This window comes from Candidatus Contubernalis alkalaceticus, from assembly GCF_022558445.1.
Lineage (GTDB): Bacteria > Bacillota > Dethiobacteria > SKNC01 > SKNC01 > Contubernalis > Contubernalis alkaliaceticus.
Map to the genome: position 1 here is coordinate 2,381,666 of NZ_CP054699.1, position 18,679 is coordinate 2,400,344.

Genomic DNA, 18,679 nt, shown 5'->3' on the forward strand with positions numbered 1-18,679 from the left:
AGGGCGAATGAATAAATAGTTATTAAAAAATTCAAGGCCAGGACAAACCATCCTTTAGTTAAAGATTTGCCTCAAGATATTCGGTCACATCGCCCACAGTTTTAATCTTTTCCACTTGTTCATCGGAAATTTCCAGGTCAAACTCCTCTTCCATGGCCATAACCAGCTCCACAATGTCCAGGGAGTCTGCATTGAGATCCTTAAAAGCAGTCTCCTTTTTAACCTCTTCTTCGTCAACTCCCAGCTGTTCTACAATCATTCCCTTTACTTTTTCAAACACGTCCATAAACTCACCCCCTTAAATTTAAGATTTTATTTATACATTATTACATAGTCATGCCGCCGTCAACTACTATTACCTGACCTGTAATATAACTAGCCTTCAAGGAAAGAAATTTAACCGCTTCCGCGATATCTTTAGTCTGTCCCAGCCACCCCAGGGGAATATTTTTACGAATCTTTTCCCTGACTTCCTCAGGGAGGACTTCTGTCATTTCAGTTTCTATATAACCAGGGGCAATGGCATTAACCAGAATGCCCCTGGATGCCACTTCTTTAGCCAGAGCCTTCGTAAGACCAATAATTCCGGCCTTGGCCGCTGCATAATTGGTCTGACTGGAATTGCCGGAAATACCCACCACTGAAGCAATGTTAATTATCCTTCCGCTCTTTTGTTTCATCATATGACGCACCGCTGCCCGGGAACAGTTGAAAGCACCTTTCAGATTGGTATTAATTACTTTATCCCAATCCTCTTCTTTCATTCGCATAATTAATGCATCCCGGGTAATCCCGGCATTATTAATAAGTATATCTATTTTACCAAAATTATCAACACAGCTCTTAATCAATTCCTCAGATTCCTTGAAAGAGGCAACATCACCTTTGACTACCAGCGCCCGTCCCCCAAATTTTTCTACTTCAACGGCAGTTTCTTCAGCCCGATCTCTGTTTCCCACGTAATTTATAACCACATTCATGCCCTCCCCGGCCAGGGTAAGGGCTATTTCCCGGCCAATTCCCCGGGAAGCTCCCGTCACTATACAGGTTTTATCCATGATCATTTCCCTCCCATGAGGTAATCAATTTTTCCAAGGTAGAAAGGTCTTCCACCGGCATACAGTTAACATTTCTATTAATTTTTTTCATAAAATTTGTCAAGATGCTCCCGGGTCCTACTTCAATAAAATAATTATAACCCTGCTTAAACAGATATTCCATTGACTTCTGCCACAGGACCGGCTGACTTAACTGCCGGGTTAAAAGCTCCCTGACCTCCCCCGGATCTTGATATTTATCTGCTCTGACATTAGATACCACCGGAAAGTCAAAATCCCTAAGAACTGCCTTCTTTAATTCTTCATCCAGCCTTTCTCCCGCCGGCTTTAGCAGGGCACAGTGCGATGGAACACTCATAGGCAGAATCACTGCTCTTTTAGCTCCAACACCTTTAGCCAGTTCCACCGTCTTTTCCACCGCTATCCTTTCCCCGGCAATTACCACTTGGCCGGGACAATTATAATTAGCTGGACTGACCAAACCAAAGGCCTGCCCCTCCCGGCAGACTTCCCGGACTTTCTCCTCTGGCAGTCCCAAAATGGCAGCCATTGCACCTCTTCCCTCAGGTACCGCCTCCTGCATAAATTTTGCCCTCTTCTGCACCAGCGTAACGGCATCCTCCAAAGAAATAACCCCCGCTGCCGTCAGAGCAGAGTATTCCCCCAGGCTCAGTCCCGCCGAACCTTTAGGCAGTACTTTGTGGGCCTTTAATACCTCAAGCACAGCTATACTGGTTACCAACACTGCCGGTTGAGTCACCTCTGTTTTATTCAGTTCCTCTTTAGAACCCTCAAATACTAAAGATGCAATATCAAATCCTAATATTTTTCCGGCCAAATTAAAAACTTTTCTGGCCTCCTCAAATTTCTCGTAAAGTTCCATGCCCATCCCCGGATACTGAGAACCCTGACCGGGAAAAAGAAAAACTGTCTTCTTTTCCATTATTTTTTCTCTCCCAAGCATGATTTACTTACCTGGTTTAAATTCTTCATAATTTCACAAGCCTGCGCCATAACCTGCCTGACAATATCTCCCGCAGGTTCTATTTTTTCCACCAGAGCAGCAGACTGCCCGGCCATTACTGAACCCATAACGATATCCCCTTCTTTTGCTGCAGCCCTCAGCCTACCCACCCCCATTTTTTCAATTTCTTCTTTGGGAGCGTTTTCAGTTTCCAATTTTTCAATGAGCCGGAAAAGTTTGTTCTTTAATATTCTTACTGGATGACCGGTAGACCTTCCAGTCACCACCGTATCTCTATCTTTTGACTTAGCTACCATTTCTTTGTAGTTTTGATGTGCAGTACATTCCCGGGCACAAATAAACCGGGTACCTATCTGCACTGCTTCAGCTCCCAATGCTAACGCCGCAGCCATTCCTCTGCCGTCTGCAATCCCCCCGGCGGCAATCACCGGAACCTTAACCGCCTGCACTACCTGGGGAATCAATACCATGGTAGCAATATCACCAATATGCCCACCGGATTCCATGCCCTCGGCAATAATAGCATCTACCCCCTGTTTCTCCAACCTCTTGGCCAGGGCCACAGAAGCCACCACCGGTATGACCTTGACTCCCTTTTCCTTAAATGCTTCCATATATTTTCCTGGATTTCCAGCACCGGTAGTAACGATAGGCACATCTTTATCCAGTACCAGTTGAATAATATCTTCTGCATAAGCCGAAAGGAGCATAATGTTTACTCCAAAAGGTTTGTCCGTAAGGTTTTGAACCTTGTTTATTTCTTTTTCAATCAAATCGGCTGAAGCATGCCCGGCTCCTATGATACCCAGCCCCCCGCTTTGAGAAACAGCGGCAGCCAGTTCCCCTGTAGCCACCCAGGCCATACCCCCCTGAAGTATAGGAAACTCTATATTTAACAACCTGCAAAGTCTGTTTTTTTGCATTTTACCCTCCTTTTTCTAAAAAACCTCTCCCTGGTGTTCCAAAAAACCTAACAAAAAACTATTCTATTGCCAGCGAATAATATTCACTCCCCAGGTTAGCCCCCCACCGAAACCTACCAGCACCACCAAACTACCTTCTTTGATTTTTCCTGAAGAGAGAGCTTCATCCAGGGCTACTGGAATCGAAGCTGCTGATATATTGCCGTACCGATGTATGTTCACCCATACCTTTTCCAAAGGGAGTTTTAGTCGTTTTGCCCCAGAGCTAATTATTCTCAAATTTGCCTGGTGAGGAATTAAAAGATCAATATCTGAAACCTCTAATCCACAAGATTTAAGAGCATCACGGGTAGACTCCTCCATAACCTTTACAGCGAACTTAAAAATATCTTTCCCTGACATTTTTAGGAAGTGCAGCCCGTTGTCCAGTGAATGTTGGCTGCAGGGTATTTTTGAACCTCCTGCCGGCAGCTTCAGCAGGTCTCCCCCTGAGCCGTCGGACTTTAACTGAGAGAATCGAATCCCTCTTTGGGGATCCACCGGCCCTAAAACCGCCGCGCCGGCACCGTCACCAAACAGAATGCATGTATTCCGATCCGACCAATCTACGATCTTGGACATAACCTCCACACCGATTACTAAAATATATCGGTATGTTTTTGTTTTAATGAACTGTTTTGCGATAGAAAGACCATAAATAAATCCTGTGCAGGCTGCAGATATATCAAAAGCAGCCGCATTTACCGCCCCAATCCTGTCCTGAACGATACAAGCGGTAGAAGGGAAAAACATATCGGGAGTAATGGTAGCCACTATAATTAGATCTATTCTGTCCGCCGACAAACAACTTTTTTTTAGGGCCCTCCGGGCCGCTTCAACGGCCAAATCAGAAGCAGATACATCCTCCTGGGCTATTCGCCTTTCTTGAATGCCGGTTCTGGCACAAATCCATTCATTCCTTGTATCAACCAATTTTTCCAGGTCATTGTTACTCAGTACTTGATCCGGAAGAAAGGAGCCGGTACCAATGATTCCGGCAGAAACCTGTTGTTCCAATCCTACCACCCCTTCAATTTAAGACATTCTGTCAATTTCGGTACGGATGATATCGTTCACTGCTGCCCTGGACAGCGGATAAGCCTGGTTTACAACAGCATTTTTGATAGCTTTAGCATTGGAAGATCCATGGCTTTTAATACAAATACCCTTTACCCCTAAAAGCGGAGCTCCTCCGTATTCCATATAATCCAGCCGCTTTTTAATATCTTTTAAACCAGGCATTAACATAACCGCTCCCAACTTACTCCTTACATTTTTTACCATTTCCTTTTTCAATGAAGAAAAAATACCTCCCACTACCCCTTCCATCAATTTCAATACTATATTCCCGGTAAAGCCATCACAAACCACGACATCTGCCACACCTTCCAGAAGATTCCTGGCCTCGACATTTCCAATAAAATTAATTCCACAAGCCTTTAGTAGAGGAAAAGCTTCCCGGGTAAGTTGATTCCCCTTTCCTTCCTCTGTACCAATATTTAAAAGCCCTACCCTGGGCTCCTTTTTATCCAGCAATTTTTGCACATAAATATTTCCCATAATTCCGTAATGCATGAGATGTTCCGGCCGTGCCTCTGCATTGGCACCTACATCCAGAAGCATAAACCTCTCCCGGTTTATTGTGGGTATCAAAGGTGCCAGCGCGGGCCTGTTTATGCCCTTTAGACGACCGATTAGCAGCAAAGCGCCTGCCATAAAGGCTCCGGTATTTCCCGCAGATACCACAGCTTCAGCTTGTTTTTCCTTTACCATCCTCATGGCAACACTGAGAGAAGAATCCTTTTTCCTTTTAATGGCCATTCCGGCTTGTTCATCAGCGGCAATCACTTCCCTGGCATCAATTATAGTTATTCGTTTAACCGGGTAATCAGGCAACTTTTTTAATTCCTGTAATACCTTATCTTCTTGGCCCACCAGAAAAATTTCCAGGTCATCTATAACCCTTAGTGCATCAACAGCTCCCTTTACTATCTCTTGGGGGGCCAAGTCTCCTCCCATAGCATCCACCGCGATTTTAATAATGGCTCATTCCCCCTGTTTATAACCGAAAACAATATATATTTTAATATTTACTTCGCTACCCTAGAGCATTATTACCAAGTATATACTATTTTTTTTTAAAAAACAAGCTTATATAAAGTCCCTATTAATCAGCGTTTTTGGACAAAAAAAAGGTAAGCATCCTTCGAATTTTAGAGCTTACCCATGTAAAATACATTATTTTGTTGGAACAGCTTCCCTTCCTTTATAAAAACCACAATTAGGACATACTCTATGGGATAATTTCACCTCATGACATTGAGGACAATTTACTATACCCGGTAAGGTTAACTTCCAATGAGCACGTCTTTTCCTTCCCCGAGCTTTCGCTACTCTCCGCTTTGGTACCGGCAATTCATAACACCTCCTTAATCTCTCTATTTTTCAAAAAAATTCTTCAAATCTTCTAGCCGAGGATCTACCCCCGAAACCTCACACTTGCATTCCTCCAGGTTTAAATTTAATCCACAGACAGGACATAAACCCAGACAGTTACTGCTGCAGAGTGGTTTTAAAGGCAGTGATATAATCAAGATTTCTTTCAAAAGTGCTCTCAGGTTAAAGGATTCCCCTTGAAAAAAATTCTCATCAAAGTCCAAATCCTCATCATCAGATTTTCCCGGGTTCTGAAATTTATCATGAAATTCAATATCCAGAGGAAAAACAAATTCTGATACACATCTGCTGCAGGCTGTTCTCAGTTGGGTTTTAATAGTACCCTTTAAAAATAGTTCCCTGCCTTGATAAGAAGCTTCTACGTTAAAAATGGCTGGGCACTTTAAGTAGAACCCTGTATTTTCAAGGTTGATGTCTTTGGGATTGACCCGATAAGAATAGTTAAGAAAATCTCCCTGTAATTTCTTCAAATCATCAAGGTATATTTTCACTCTTGAGCACCTCTTCATTAAAACTAACATCAATTATAATCGAAACTTTTCTCCTTTGTCAAGATAAGCACATAAGGAACTATCAGCCATATATCTTAAATTTCTCCTACCTACCAAGAGAATAAGTGGTTGTATATGATAAAAGGAACCATTCTTTCTCTATATTGAGGGCCCCTTGATAAACATTAATAAGATGTTCCTGCTCAAAACTTAAACCAATATTAACCTGAATACTCTCAAGAAAATTCAAGGCATCCTGTAACGTTTTAACCTCTATAAGTTCAATTCCCCTGGCTGCTTCTTTGGCTTCCTGCATATTCTCTGAGGGCACCAAAAAAAAGTCAGCCCCTATAGCTTCCGCTGCAGCTATTTTTTGTTTTATTCCCCCAATAGGCCCTACTTCCTCCTGTATGTTTATGGTGCCGGTGCCTACAATCTTTTTCCCTTGGCTGATATCCTCCGGTTCCAACTGGTTGATTATTTCCAATACAAACATCAGCCCCGCTGAAGGTCCAGCAATAGCTCCGGTGCCTATATCAATATTTACCGGCAGATCAGGGTACCAGTTCCTAATACTTATACGGAATGCGGCCTTTTGATCATCTTCGGTATGGGAGACTGTAGAAACAGCTTCAGTTAAAACCTGTTTATCTCTCCTAAAAGTGATATTGAATTCTGCCCCCACAGGCCTTTCTTGGACTTTATTTACCAGCTCTTCAACCATCTCTATCTTCTCACCATTTAATTGAATAATTACATCTCCGGGTTGAATTTTATTTTGAAGGGGACTGCCCTCCATCACCTCCATCACCAGGGCACCTTCACTAGTTATGGGAACCTGGTAACCTAATCTTCTCAAAGCAACAATTTTAGCTTGGCGCTGACTGTCCTGCATTCTTTGTCTCTCTATCTCATAGTGCTCATCTAAATCTATATCCGGAGAATGAATCCGCCATGCAGGATATATTTCTATGGAGGGCGCCACCAGGGAAGCCATAAAAAATAAAAGGTTGGCAGGCTGCTGGGCTACTGTAACTAAGAAGAAAGAACCTTCTTCAGAATTGTCAGTTCCATTTTCCACAGTTATAATTTGTTTTAAATTTTCAGCAGAACCAGGCCTGAAAACAACATAATTTGTCTGCAAAAAAATATTTACCGCTAACAGGATAACTGCAATAATAATAAACTTTTTAATACCTTTCAATAATACACACTCTCCTAGTATCATTTACCTTTTCCATAACATATTAAGATGATTGGTTAATTAATTAATATTTCAAAAAAACCTATAGTAAACCCCGAAGAATAGTAAGTGCTTTACGGGCAGCTTTCTCCCCCTCCTGGATAGAAGCCTCCGCTTTTTGAAATTGAGTTAAGCCAATATCGCAAACATCCGGACATATTAACACATCTGCCTTGACCTTCTTTTCTTTCATGATTTCACTGCTCATAATGGATATAGATTGACTCACTACATCAAAAAAATTATTTATTTGTGTTTCTTGAATCAGTCCTCCTACATCTACAGCCACAACCACATCTGCTCCCAAATCCCGGACTTCCTCCACCGGCACCCTGCACAATACCCCTCCGTCCACCAGGGTTTTCCCCTGGTGCTGCACCGGAGGTAAAACGCCTGGCACAGAAATACTAGCCATGACAGCGGGAACCAGGAGGCCCTCCCTAATCTTAACCACTTCACCACTTATTAAATCTGTAGCCACTATGGTAAGAGGAATAATCAGATCTTGAAATGATTTACCTCTAAGCAAAAGCTTAATTAAGTCTTCTACTTTCTTTCCCCCCATGGCCCCAAGCCCTGAGAATTTCCAATCTGTCCAACGACGTTTATCTAAGGACACCGCCAGGCCTTCAATAACCTTTATTTCTATACCTGAGGCGTACAATGCTCCAATCAGGGCTCCCATGCTTGACCCGGCAATACAGTGGATGGGTATACCTTCCTCTTCAAAAACTTTAATCACTCCAATATGAGCCAGCCCCCTGGCTGCCCCAGAACTGAGAGCCAAACCTACGTTACGTCCTTTCACCATGAACACCTCAAAATTTTAGCATATTAAATGTTTCTTCAAATATATTTATACTAACTCTTATTGTTTTATACATATCGATAGAAGGGGGAAAAAAATGAATAGTAACAAAAAATCCTATTTCAGCGTTTACACCACGGCAGCAATAAGTATATTTATTACTATTTCCCTGGTTATGTTCCCTGAGCATGCCTTTGAAGCAGCAGTGAATGGTTTAAATATATGGTGGAATGTAGTATTCCCAGCCCTACTGCCATTTTTCGTTTGTGCCGAAATCCTCATGGGGCTGGGGGTAGTCCATTTTATGGGCGTATTATTAGAACCATTGATGCGTCCAGTGTTCAATGTTCCCGGGGAAGGTTCCTTCGTAATGGCCATGGGACTGGCCAGCGGCTTTCCCATAGGGTCCATCTTAACTACCCGTTTAAGAGAGCAAAACATGTGTACAAAGTTAGAAGGAGAACGGCTTATGAGTTTTACCAATACTGCTGACCCTCTGTTTATGTTTGGAGCAGTGGCCGTAGGGATGTTTGGAAATCCTGTTTTAGGAGGAACTATAGCTATAGCTCACTATCTTTCCAGCCTTTCTACAGGACTAATCATGCGTTTTCATGGACACAATCAGGAAAAAACAGTTCCTTACAAAAACAGCGGCAAGCTTTTTTATCGGGCCGTAATCCAATTATATACCGCCAGAAAAAAAGACGGCCGTCCTTTAGGACAACTCATGGGAGATGCCATACTAAAATCTATGAACACCCTTTTATTGGTTGGCGGTTTTATCATTTTATTTTCCGTTTTGATTAAAATTATGGAAGTCCTGGGTGTTCTATCTGTGCTGTCCACAGCACTATTTAAAATCCTGGCCCCCATAGGCATCCATTCTGACCTTATCCCTTCTCTCATAAACGGATTTTTTGAAGTTACCCTGGGCTGTCAGGAAGCCGGTTCAGCTTCAGCCGCCGTTCCTCTAATTCAAAAAACCATGGCTGCAGGTTTCATTATTGCCTGGAGCGGTTTGTCTGTGCACGCACAGGTAGCCAGCATTATCAGCAAAACCGACATGAGCATTCGTCCCTTTTTCTTCGCTCGTTTTATTCACGGCATTCTGGCTGCTCTTTATACCTTTCTGTTAATGAAGCCGGCACAAACTGTTTTACAAGGAATTAGTGTTCCTGTATTCTTACATACTCAGCCTCAAGGCACACTATCTTTTTGGCTGGAACGCCTGATTTTTATGAGCAGTCAAGTTTTCCTTTTTCTCCTCATCCTTTTATCCATTTCTATGGTTATTTACCTGTATACAAACATGGTAATCATCTTCCTCCGGCTAAACAAAAAAAAATATTAAACAATTTTATTACATTTCATATCCACATCAAACTTTTTTAGAATAAGATCGTACAAGGAATCTGGGACCAATCCCTTAATACAACCGCCATAACTGGCAACTTCCTTGACGATACTGGAGCTTAAGTAAGAGAATTTGCTGCTGGTCATCATAAACATGGTTTCAACCGAAGGATTAAGCTTATGATTGATCATAGCCATCTGAAATTCATACTCAAAGTCAGAAATTGCTCTCAAACCCTTAATAATAACCTGGGCATTTTTTTGTTCTGCATAATCTACTAAAAGCCCCTGATAATAATCTACTTCCACATTGGCAAAATTTTTCTCCAATAACAAATCCAGCATGTTCAGTCTTTCTTTTGCGGAAAAAACTGCGTTTTTTCTGGGATTTTCCAGCACCGCCACAATCAGTCGGTCAAATATTTTACTTCCCCTATCTATTATATCCAAATGCCCGTTGGTAACGGGATCAAAGCTTCCAGGATATATGGCAATTTTCGTCTTGGTCATATTACCCTCCCTTTGTAAAATGATAATATGTAATCATAGTATCCCCGTATTTTTTTATTTTTCCTTGTTCTAACCGGAAAACTTTTTCAGGCATTATAATTTGCTTAGAATGTTCTACAATGAGAGATCCATTTCTTTTTAAAAGTTCCCCTTCCGAAATGACTTCTAAAACTGGCACATAAAAAGACTTAAAATACGGCGGATCTAAAAAAACAAAATCAAAACACATATTCTCCCTGGAAAGCTTAGCTAACCCGCGGAAAATATCAGTTTTTATTACTACGGCTCTCTGAGCCAAACCTGTAATATTAAGGTTTTCATAGATTATTTTAACACACTCTAATTTTTTTTCAATAAAAACACACAAATCAGCGCCTCTACTCAATGCCTCTATTCCCATCCCACCAGTACCGGAAAAAAGATCCAGGAAATTACAATCTGTTAAATCTTGACCGATGGTGTTAAAAATAGCCCCTTTAACCTTATCAGAAGTAGGCCTTACTTCTATACCTGGAATAGTCTTTAGTTTTTTCCCTTTGGCTGATCCTGTATTTACTCTCATTTTTCCTCCAAAAATGTTTAAATTATATATTGGATAATATTACCTTAGCCTTTTCCGTATATTATTCCGGAAAAAAGACAAAATACTTATTAAAGAGCCAAATAATTTCCCCATAAGCTCTTCCTCCGGTTTCTCCTCTCCCAACTGGTGACTTTGTAAAAAGTCACCAGTTTTATTTTAATTGTTTTTTTAAAAAAAAGCAAAAACAAACGGGCCGCCTTTTTTGCAGCCCGTTTCATTCTCAAATTAAACTTGAGTTTGATTTTGCATTACAGATTGTTCATTGTAAGGTTGACCAGATGCTTTGCTCTGATAGTCAGCAATCATCTTTTTAACCATCAGTCCGCCAACGTAACCGTTTTGACGAGAAGTTAGATTCCCTAGATCACCATTGTAATCCAACCCCAGCTCGTTTGCTACTTCATACTTGAATTTCTCCATTGCTTGCTCGGCTCCGGGAACCAGAATTCTGTTTCTTCCGCCGGACCTGTTTTGAGTAACCATTTAAGAATTCACCTCCTTATGAGCTTGTAATGATAGTTTAACTCAATACAAGTTTTATATACTAGAAGTGTTTTCCTCAATAGTTATTAAAAATATATACTATAGCGTATATTTTTATAGATACTTTATCCGTCGACATTTTACTTATTGATCATATTTTTTAAAACAAAAAAACTGCTATCAATTAATAATAAATTAAAAAATTTTTTTAAATATTATTACAAAAAAACTCTCGCTTTAGCATCAAGCATATTTGTGATACATGGCTATTCCTACCGCACCGGGACCAACGTGGGTGCCTATGACCGCCCCCAGATTAGTAATAATAATTTCATCATTATTGAAGGTCTCCTCCACCATCGCTTTGACCTTTAAAGCCTCCTCTAAAACATTCCCGTGCAAAATTGCCACCTGGACCGGTTTTTCAGAACTAAACTCCTCTAAACAAAGTCCAATTAGCCGGTTCAGAGCTTTTTGATGACCCCTGACTTTATCCTTAGGCGTCACCACTCCATCCACCAGGGTTAAAATAGGTTTCATCTTCAAAAGTCCACCTAGCAGGGCCTGGGCTTTTCCAATCCGACCGTTCTTTTGCAGATATTCCAAGGTATCCACCATAAAGAAAAGCCTGACATTACTCAACAGATAATCTATTAAAGCCAATATGTCTTCTTTTGATTTACCTTCTTTTACAGCCCGGGCTACCTCAAAAACCACCAAACCATGAGGGATAGAGGCTAGTTTGGTATCCACCACCACAATATCCATTTCAGGCAGCATATCCTTGGCCATCATAGCGGACTGATATGTTCCACTCAACTGAGAAGAAATATGAATAGAAAAAATTGTATTACTACTATTCTGTCCTTTATATTTTTCTACAAATTCAGCAGGAGATGGCTGGGATGTTTTCGGAAGTATATCAGATTTTTGTAATTTGTCGTAAAAATTTTCTGGCCTTAAATCCACCCAGTCCAGAAACTGCTCCTCTCCAAAGTGAACTTTTAGAGGAATCACTTCTATTTTATATTCTTCCAAAATAGATTCCGGTAAATCTGCCGTACTGTCTGTAATAACTCTCATTAATTAGCCCTCCTCAAGGTCCGATGAATATTATTCAACGGATATAAAATAATAGTATAATGGCTGTCCGCCCAGGTAGTATTCGACTTCTGATTGGGGAAATAAATTCTGCAGCTTTTGACACAGCTGCTCTACTTCCTCTTTGGTTACACCTTTTCCATAATACAATGTAATTATTTCATCTCCATCTTGAAATAACTCCTGAATAAGTGAAATAACAACTTCTTCTGTATTCTGCCCTACAATTTTTAAGGTATTTTCCTCAAGGCCAATCACCGATCCATTTTTTATGGCTTTGCCTTCATAGGTGGAATCTCTCACTGCATAAGTAACCTGCCCGGTCTTCACCTGAGATAGAGACTCCTTCATAGTATAGACATTTTTATCAATATCTTTTTCAATAGAATCAAATGCCATGAGAGCAGTTATTCCCTGGGGAATCGTTTTGCTGGGCACTACCACAACCTCTTTTGTGCTCAATTTACTGCTTTGTTCGGCTGCTAAAATAATATTCTTGTTATTCGGCAGGATAATTAGCTGTTCAGCTTTAGACTTATCAATTGCCTGTAAAAAATCTTCAGTACTGGGATTCATGGTTTGTCCACCTTCAATAATTAAAGTTGGCCCCATGCTTTTAAAAATCTCACTAATGCCATCTCCAGGTGAAACGGCAATAATTTGAATGCCCCCTACTGCTTCCCTCTCTGTGTTTATATTAGGATAATAATTATTTAATTTATCATTATCTTGACTAAGATTAGTTTCCTCCTGAACAAATTCTTGTTTTTGTTCCTTCATATTATCTATTTTAATCTGACTTAGTTCTCCAAACCCGATACAAATATCTAACACTCTACCAGGGTTGTTAGTGTGAACATGAACTTTTAAAATCTCTCCTTCCCCTACCACCAGAAGGGAATCCCCCAGGTCCATAAGTTTTTCTTGAAGTTCTTCGGACTGAAGATTACTTCCCTTTACTAAAAGTTCAGTACAGTACTGAAAGATGATTTCCTCATTCTTTAGAACTTGTAACACTTCTATTTCTGTTTTTTCCTCTGCTATTACTTCACTGTCAAAATCGTAACCCTGTAACGCCTTGAGGAAACCTTCATAAATAGCGCACAATCCTTCGCCACCAGCATCTACCACCCCGGCCTGTTTTAAAACTGGAAGCATTTGTGGAGTTTTCTTCAATGTCTGCCTGGCCTGACGTAAAAAATCTTCCATTACTGGTATAAAATCTCCACACATTTCAGCCTTCCTAAGGGCAGCATCGGCGGCTTCTCTGGCTACCGTCAGCATTGTTCCCTCCACAGGTTTCATTACCGCTTTATAAGCGGTTTTAACCCCCTCCTGTAAAGCTCTAGAAAACTCTTCCGGTGTTATATCCTTCTTTTCCCCTACCCCCCGAGAAAAACCCCGAAATAGCTGAGACATTATAACTCCGGAATTTCCTCTGGCCCCCATCAATGAACCGGTGGCAATGGTTTCCACTACTTTCCCCACCGAGTTATCCTCCAGCTGCTCAAGCTGTTGAACTGCAAAATTTAGTGTCAATGACATATTTGTCCCTGTATCCCCATCAGGGACAGGGAAAACGTTTAATGAGTCTATAAACTGTTTTTTTTGATTTAGTAGTATAGGACCCCCTAAAAACATTTTTTTCAGGTTTATTCCTTCAAGAACCTGTATCCCCATCGGTGAGCAAACCTCCTCGCTGCTTATACTCCTCTAACCCCTTGAATATTAATTAGTACATGATGAACTTTAAGACCTGTTAAATTTTCAACCACATATCTCACTTTTTCCACAACATTTTGGCCCACCTCAGACATTTTGGTTCCGTAACCTACAATCACACTTAACTCAATAATCAAATTTTCTCCTTCGGTTATTACCTTAATTCCCCTACTTAAATTTTCCTTCTTCAACAATTCAGCAATGCCATCTCTCAATCTGCCGGAGGCCATTCCAACTATTCCGTAACATTCCACCGCGGCCATCCCTGCCAGCAGAGCAATAACCTCTTTGGAAATAAATATTTCTCCAAAATTAGTTTTAACTTTATTATTTTCACCCATATACTTTTTCCTGACTTAAATATCAGGAACTCACCTCCTTCCTGGTTTATCTCTTTTTTTATGCTATAAGACCCCCACTCTTTAGCGTTAGTGTAGGTGGGGCTTTTAATCAGGTGGAGTAGAGTCTCCACCTGATTCCCCGATGTGTTTTGAGCTTGCTGAATCCAGTTCACTCTGAATTAGATTAAGATATTTACAATTTGAAGCCTTTGATAATACATATTTTTAACATTTTCCATTAAAATAACCAAACTTTATTAATAAATATAAATACATGGATTTATATTTATTCAATAAACGATAAAAATATCCTGCTGTTTTCGGTAATTTTTATTGCAACTAGATAAAGCTTGTGTTAGAATTTAATAGGTTAAAAGGTATTTTCGGCAATAATTTGCCGTTAGAAAATAAATATGATTATTTAGCCTACAGCATAAAGGAGGGTATGATGATAAATGTCAAAAAAATGTTTTGTCTGTGGAAAAGGAACTACAACCGGCCATAATGTTAGTCACTCCAATATTAAAACAAAAAGGACTTGGGTCCCCAACCTTCAAAGAGTTAAAATACTGGTTGATGGAACTCCCCGGAAAGTCCCCGTATGCACCCGCTGCCTTAAGGGTGGCAAAATTAAGCGGGCGGTTTAAGTGCCCACTTAAAAATAAAGTATTTACAAAAACCCGGTTAATACCGGGTTTTTTTATTTATCATCATTATTAACTGTTTATCTCTTTTTTTTAGGGTATAAGACCCCCACCTCTAAGCGTTAGCGTAGGTGGGGCTTTTAATCAGGTGGAGTAGAGTCTCCACCTGATTCCCCGATTTTTAAAGCTTGCTGAAACGAGTTCACTATTTAAAACATCCCTGCTTTAGCCAAAGCCATGGGCCTGGGAGACTACTTTGAGAGTTACGACAGCAAAACCGAAGATGACGAGATTCTAAAATCCCTGGGTTCCTCATGGGATGAACTGGCCGCAAACGGCCTCTGGGGCGACAAGAAACCCTTTACTCCCAAAGAAGAATTTGGGACCCCCAATGGTAAGGTGGAGCTCTATACCACCCTGTTGAAAGAACACGGGTATGCTCCTCTTCCTAACTGGAGACCCCGTAAAGAAGAACCCGCCGAAGGAGATTTTATTCTGCTGCTTACCCGTCCTGCCTCTCACCGGATGTCATGTTATTATGTAATGCTGTTGGTATAAGTTTGCATTATATCTATAAGTTATCAATATGCTCCGTTGGCTGTTCATGATGTTATAATTATAACTGAATGTTTGTTTTGGATGATTTTATTATTACTATATAGCATAAACAATCCAAACAACTGAACTTATATTAGTTAACAAATTGTAACTGCTCAACCTAACAGGTTATTTGTTACACTGCATCAGGAACTTTCTCACACAGTTCTCTTGTGTCCGAAGCTCCGCTCAGGAAACGCTGGAACCCATCACCGCTTCACCAAAAAAAAGATCCTGATCACCGTTAAAATACAATTATTTACAGCCTGAGTAATTACAACAGTTTAATATAAACTTATAAAGGAGGTGAGGTAAATCCAGGTTGTTTTACCTTTATTTTTCACTATTGTACAGGCACATAAATAACAAATATATTGGAGGTTGGGTATATGTCAAATGAAAAAAAGAGAATTTTAACCAGAGAACAATTCATAAAGGGTTCATTAGCAGGTCTGGTCTTAGTCGGCGGTGCCGGAGCACTGCTTACCGGTTGTTCAGAAACAGCAGAATCAGATTCTCCCCCGGCAAATACAAACAACAACAACAACAACAATAACTCTGAAATAGCAGCAGCAGCATGGCCTTTTACCTATCAAAAGTTAGATCCTGATAAAGCAGAGGAGTTAGCCTTCCAATCATATTTGGACGGACATGGCTGAGGAACTGCTGTAGCCGACGGTTTGTTCGGCTTAGCTGCAGAAGAACACGGTTATCCTTTCAACCAAATATCCCCTAGAATGCTGTGGTGGGGACGGGGAGGCGTAGCCGGCTGGGGTTCAATTTGTGGAGCACTGCCCCCCGCCGCAATGTTTATCGCTGCTGTAACCGATGAAGAAACTCAGATAGCCATTATCAATGAAATGATGGCCTGGTACAAGGATGCCGCCTTCCCTATATACCAACCTAAGGATGAATTGCCCACCACAGTGGCTAATTCTACCCTCTGTCACGTTTCTATTACCAAATTCCTAGCCCAGGGACCATGGACCATGGATTCCACAGAGAAAAAATATCGCTGTGGTGGACTGAGTGCCGATGTAGCCAGATGGACAGTGGAGCTGCTTAACGATTTTACTGATCTTGCTTCTTTTGAAGCGAAACACAAGCTGGCTCCTGATGTTGCTGAATGTAAAGCCTGTCACGGTACCTTTACCCAGGGCAAAGACAGCTGTAATGAGTGTCACACCCTGGAAGACCCCCATCCTGATGGTTTTTAATTAATACTATATATGGGTTAAGGGTTATATTAAATAGAGATAAATTTTTTACCCGGTATCCAGGTAAAAAATAAACATAAAAAAAATTAGGGGACAAAACGTCCCCTAATTTTTTTTAAAACTATATCAATGTTTTCACACATTTCATTTAAATGAATATAATGAATTCAGACAAATGTGAGGAGTGGAGGTGGTCATGTTGAGATGGAGACGGATGAAGGGCTTCACCCGAAAAATAGCCGGAGTTGTTTTGGCCGCTGCAGGGATTGGGATCATTTTTGATACTCTTCCCTCACACCTCTGGTTCATTCTGTTAGGATTCTTTTTAATCTGGTTCGGTTGGAATTTGTTCCAGTTAGATATATGTTAAAATATTTCAATACAATCTTAAGGGGGGAAGAAAAATGAAATTTTATACCTTTAGACTTCCTGGATTCCTGGGTAAAGTGGTCAAAGGAATTCTAAATATTTTTTATAAATAGATTACTTTCCATTATTGTCAATGTTTAAAATTTTCTTTTAGTTTTGTTCCGTAAACAACATAATAGCTCTACAGCAGCCGCTGTAGAGCTATTATGTTGATAACAATATTTAAATTAACTAATTTAAAAGTGAACTCGTTTCAGCAAGCTAAAAACATCGGGGATTCAGGTGGAGACTCTACTCCACTTGATTAAAATCCCCACCTACGCTAACGCTTAGAGGGGGGTTCTTATACCCTAAAAAAACGAGATAAAACAAGAGATAAAAAACATAAAGCAAAGGACTTCACATTAGATATTTAATCAATATTTTACTCCCCACTGCCGCCCCAAAAAAAGTAAACAATCCAAAAACCCAACCCTGCAGGGACATAGAACCAACAGCGCTTAAATATGCACCGATATTACAGCCCTGAGCAATCCTAGCCCCGTATCCCATCAGTATTCCTCCCACCAGGGCAGTAATCACATGCCGGTACGATTTAATTTTCCTTACTCTGAATTCACCAGCTGCCAGGGCTGAAATAAAAGCTCCTAAAATCATTGCCAGTAATATCAGCGTTTCAGGGTTATCAAAAAAACCCTCTGTAAACACACGAGTATATCGTCCATAACTAAAATACGTCCAATCTTGAATGGAAACACCAATTCTATTTAAAAACCACCCTCCCCAGTACCCAAAGGCTGAGGAAAAACTATAAAACCTCTCGTAAGCAAATAGTATTAAGACATTAAGAACCCCCAAAACAACCCCCCCCACCCAATACGGCCAGACCTTTTTAATATATCTTTGGTAGAAAGTATTTTCCCCTTGATTCTTCACCAGGATCCCCCTTTAAACAATGAATTAAAATATTACTGTCTTTGTTCCCATTTCAAAAATGCATAGTATAATATCCCCAAAAAAAAGAGCTGAGTCAACAATGATAGAGGCCAGCCCAGTAAATCCGGCAGGATAATTTCAACAGCATTCTGGATAAGAACCCTGTGCCACCAGCCAAAAGACCAGGAACCCATTACAGAACCCATTACAAGGCCCACAAAGGCCAACCACTGCATCATGTATCCTTCCCCCATGCGCATTAAGACACCTGAGGCGCACCCCCCAGCGATCACCATTCCCAACCCAAATAAAAAGGCACCTATCGCAGTATTAATGCCCACTGGATAGAAAATTCCTACAGCATCCCCTGAAGCAAAGTAGACATTATAAACATAAAACCCCAAAGTGGAAATTACCATGGCTATGATGACCGCCCTCATTATGGTAGAGTTTTTCAGTACAATTAAGTCCCTGAAAGAGGCGGCAAAACAGAAACGAGACCTCTGCAGAACATACCCGAAACCCAAACCAAAAAACCAAATCCCCGGAAGGTAAGGCTTGTATAAAAATAAAAACAAGCAAATTACCAGGTTGATCAGCAATACCACAACGGCTATCTTTGGCTGCTTTACTTTATTTGTTTTTTTCTGTGCTGTAATTCTTTCAATTTCTCCCATGATTTTCTCCCAAGTTATGACGTCATTGTAATAAAAAACCTTATGCTCTATTGATATAATTCATAACATTATATATAATTATAATTAATGTATATTTAGCTGTAGCATTAGTTTTAATACCAACAGCGAAAACTGTCAAACA

General features: G+C 40.5%; 25 protein-coding genes. 7 read left to right on the forward strand and 18 right to left on the reverse strand.

Going from position 1 to position 18,679, the window contains the following annotated elements:
* Positions 1-58: 58 nt before the first annotated feature.
* The 10 genes from acpP to HUE98_RS12010 all read right to left on the reverse strand — a co-directional run bounded on the left by acpP (position 59) and on the right by HUE98_RS12010 (position 8,007).
* Positions 59-286: an acyl carrier protein gene (acpP, locus tag HUE98_RS11965; protein WP_241420869.1), complete on the reverse strand. Its 228-nt coding sequence runs from the start codon at positions 284-286 to the stop codon at positions 59-61.
* Between the two features lie 40 nt (positions 287-326).
* Entirely contained in the window at positions 327-1,064 is a 738-nt protein-coding gene (fabG, locus tag HUE98_RS11970; protein WP_241420870.1) for a 3-oxoacyl-[acyl-carrier-protein] reductase, read from the reverse strand.
* The gene (gene fabD, locus HUE98_RS11975; protein WP_241420871.1) at positions 1,051-2,001 is read right to left on the reverse strand and encodes an ACP S-malonyltransferase; all 951 of its coding nucleotides are present in this window, start codon (positions 1,999-2,001) and stop codon (positions 1,051-1,053) included. Before fabD ends, fabG begins: the two co-directional genes overlap by 14 nt.
* Positions 2,001-2,966, reverse strand: a complete 966-nt coding sequence (fabK, locus tag HUE98_RS11980; RefSeq protein WP_241420872.1) for an enoyl-[acyl-carrier-protein] reductase FabK — start codon at positions 2,964-2,966, stop codon at positions 2,001-2,003. Before fabK ends, fabD begins: the two co-directional genes overlap by 1 nt.
* Before the next feature lie 63 nt (positions 2,967-3,029).
* Positions 3,030-4,022, reverse strand: coding sequence for a beta-ketoacyl-ACP synthase III (locus HUE98_RS11985; RefSeq protein WP_241420873.1), 993 nt, complete (start codon positions 4,020-4,022; stop codon positions 3,030-3,032).
* An 18-nt stretch (positions 4,023-4,040) separates the two neighbouring features.
* Complete coding sequence (plsX, locus tag HUE98_RS11990; protein ID WP_407080318.1) at positions 4,041-5,045, reverse strand: phosphate acyltransferase PlsX; 1,005 nt, start codon at positions 5,043-5,045, stop codon at positions 4,041-4,043.
* Positions 5,046-5,243: 198 nt separating this feature from the next.
* Entirely contained in the window at positions 5,244-5,420 is a 177-nt protein-coding gene (rpmF, locus tag HUE98_RS11995) for a 50S ribosomal protein L32 (RefSeq protein WP_241420875.1), read from the reverse strand.
* A gap of 23 nt (positions 5,421-5,443) precedes the next feature.
* Positions 5,444-5,953: a YceD family protein gene (locus HUE98_RS12000; protein WP_241420876.1), complete on the reverse strand. Its 510-nt coding sequence runs from the start codon at positions 5,951-5,953 to the stop codon at positions 5,444-5,446.
* Between the two features lie 106 nt (positions 5,954-6,059).
* Positions 6,060-7,157, reverse strand: a complete 1,098-nt coding sequence (locus HUE98_RS12005) for a YlbL family protein (RefSeq protein WP_241420877.1) — start codon at positions 7,155-7,157, stop codon at positions 6,060-6,062.
* Positions 7,158-7,239: 82 nt separating this feature from the next.
* Positions 7,240-8,007 (reverse strand): patatin-like phospholipase family protein, encoded by a 768-nt coding sequence (locus HUE98_RS12010; RefSeq protein ID WP_241420878.1) that lies wholly within the window; start codon positions 8,005-8,007, stop codon positions 7,240-7,242.
* A 94-nt stretch (positions 8,008-8,101) separates the two neighbouring features.
* Here HUE98_RS12010 and ylbJ point away from each other — a divergent pair, with 94 nt between their 5' ends.
* Entirely contained in the window at positions 8,102-9,355 is a 1,254-nt protein-coding gene (ylbJ, locus tag HUE98_RS12015) for a sporulation integral membrane protein YlbJ (protein ID WP_241420879.1), read from the forward strand.
* Here the strand turns inward: ylbJ and coaD are convergent.
* The 6 genes from coaD to HUE98_RS12045 all read right to left on the reverse strand — a co-directional run bounded on the left by coaD (position 9,352) and on the right by HUE98_RS12045 (position 14,097).
* Positions 9,352-9,867: a pantetheine-phosphate adenylyltransferase gene (coaD, locus tag HUE98_RS12020; RefSeq protein WP_241420880.1), complete on the reverse strand. Its 516-nt coding sequence runs from the start codon at positions 9,865-9,867 to the stop codon at positions 9,352-9,354. The two genes, ylbJ and coaD, sit on opposite strands and share 4 nt — an antisense overlap.
* 1 nt (position 9,868) lies before the next feature.
* Complete coding sequence (gene rsmD / locus HUE98_RS12025; protein ID WP_241420881.1) at positions 9,869-10,429, reverse strand: 16S rRNA (guanine(966)-N(2))-methyltransferase RsmD; 561 nt, start codon at positions 10,427-10,429, stop codon at positions 9,869-9,871.
* A gap of 246 nt (positions 10,430-10,675) precedes the next feature.
* Complete coding sequence (locus HUE98_RS12030) at positions 10,676-10,933, reverse strand: alpha/beta-type small acid-soluble spore protein (protein WP_241420882.1); 258 nt, start codon at positions 10,931-10,933, stop codon at positions 10,676-10,678.
* 243 nt (positions 10,934-11,176) lie between these two features.
* Entirely contained in the window at positions 11,177-12,016 is an 840-nt protein-coding gene (locus HUE98_RS12035; RefSeq protein WP_241420883.1) for a DegV family protein, read from the reverse strand.
* Between the two features lie 30 nt (positions 12,017-12,046).
* Positions 12,047-13,714, reverse strand: a complete 1,668-nt coding sequence (locus HUE98_RS12040) for a DAK2 domain-containing protein (protein WP_241420884.1) — start codon at positions 13,712-13,714, stop codon at positions 12,047-12,049.
* 23 nt (positions 13,715-13,737) lie between these two features.
* On the reverse strand, positions 13,738-14,097 hold the full coding sequence (locus HUE98_RS12045; RefSeq protein WP_241420885.1) for an Asp23/Gls24 family envelope stress response protein: 360 nt from the start codon (positions 14,095-14,097) through the stop codon (positions 13,738-13,740).
* Positions 14,098-14,552: 455 nt separating this feature from the next.
* Between HUE98_RS12045 and rpmB the strand changes: the two genes are divergently transcribed.
* From rpmB to HUE98_RS18145, 6 genes are all read left to right on the forward strand, one after another.
* On the forward strand, positions 14,553-14,744 hold the full coding sequence (gene rpmB, locus HUE98_RS12050) for a 50S ribosomal protein L28 (RefSeq protein ID WP_241420886.1): 192 nt from the start codon (positions 14,553-14,555) through the stop codon (positions 14,742-14,744).
* Positions 14,745-14,978: 234 nt separating this feature from the next.
* A complete protein-coding gene (locus tag HUE98_RS12055; protein ID WP_241420887.1) occupies positions 14,979-15,299 on the forward strand; it encodes a hypothetical protein in 321 nt (106 codons plus the stop codon).
* A gap of 428 nt (positions 15,300-15,727) precedes the next feature.
* Positions 15,728-15,997 (forward strand): hypothetical protein, encoded by a 270-nt coding sequence (locus tag HUE98_RS12060; protein WP_241420888.1) that lies wholly within the window; start codon positions 15,728-15,730, stop codon positions 15,995-15,997.
* Between the two features lie 21 nt (positions 15,998-16,018).
* Entirely contained in the window at positions 16,019-16,555 is a 537-nt protein-coding gene (locus HUE98_RS12065; RefSeq protein WP_241420889.1) for a C-GCAxxG-C-C family protein, read from the forward strand.
* 196 nt (positions 16,556-16,751) lie between these two features.
* Positions 16,752-16,925, forward strand: coding sequence for a hypothetical protein (locus tag HUE98_RS12070; protein ID WP_241420890.1), 174 nt, complete (start codon positions 16,752-16,754; stop codon positions 16,923-16,925).
* 34 nt (positions 16,926-16,959) lie between these two features.
* Entirely contained in the window at positions 16,960-17,037 is a 78-nt protein-coding gene (locus tag HUE98_RS18145; protein WP_407080319.1) for a stage V sporulation protein M, read from the forward strand.
* A gap of 286 nt (positions 17,038-17,323) precedes the next feature.
* Here HUE98_RS18145 and HUE98_RS17670 read toward each other — a convergent pair whose 3' ends face one another.
* Both HUE98_RS17670 and HUE98_RS17675 read right to left on the reverse strand, forming a co-directional pair.
* Entirely contained in the window at positions 17,324-17,860 is a 537-nt protein-coding gene (locus HUE98_RS17670; RefSeq protein ID WP_277623671.1) for a YeeE/YedE thiosulfate transporter family protein, read from the reverse strand.
* 32 nt (positions 17,861-17,892) lie between these two features.
* The gene (locus HUE98_RS17675) at positions 17,893-18,537 is read right to left on the reverse strand and encodes a YeeE/YedE thiosulfate transporter family protein (RefSeq protein ID WP_277623672.1); all 645 of its coding nucleotides are present in this window, start codon (positions 18,535-18,537) and stop codon (positions 17,893-17,895) included.
* Between the last annotated feature and the right edge of the window lie 142 nt (positions 18,538-18,679).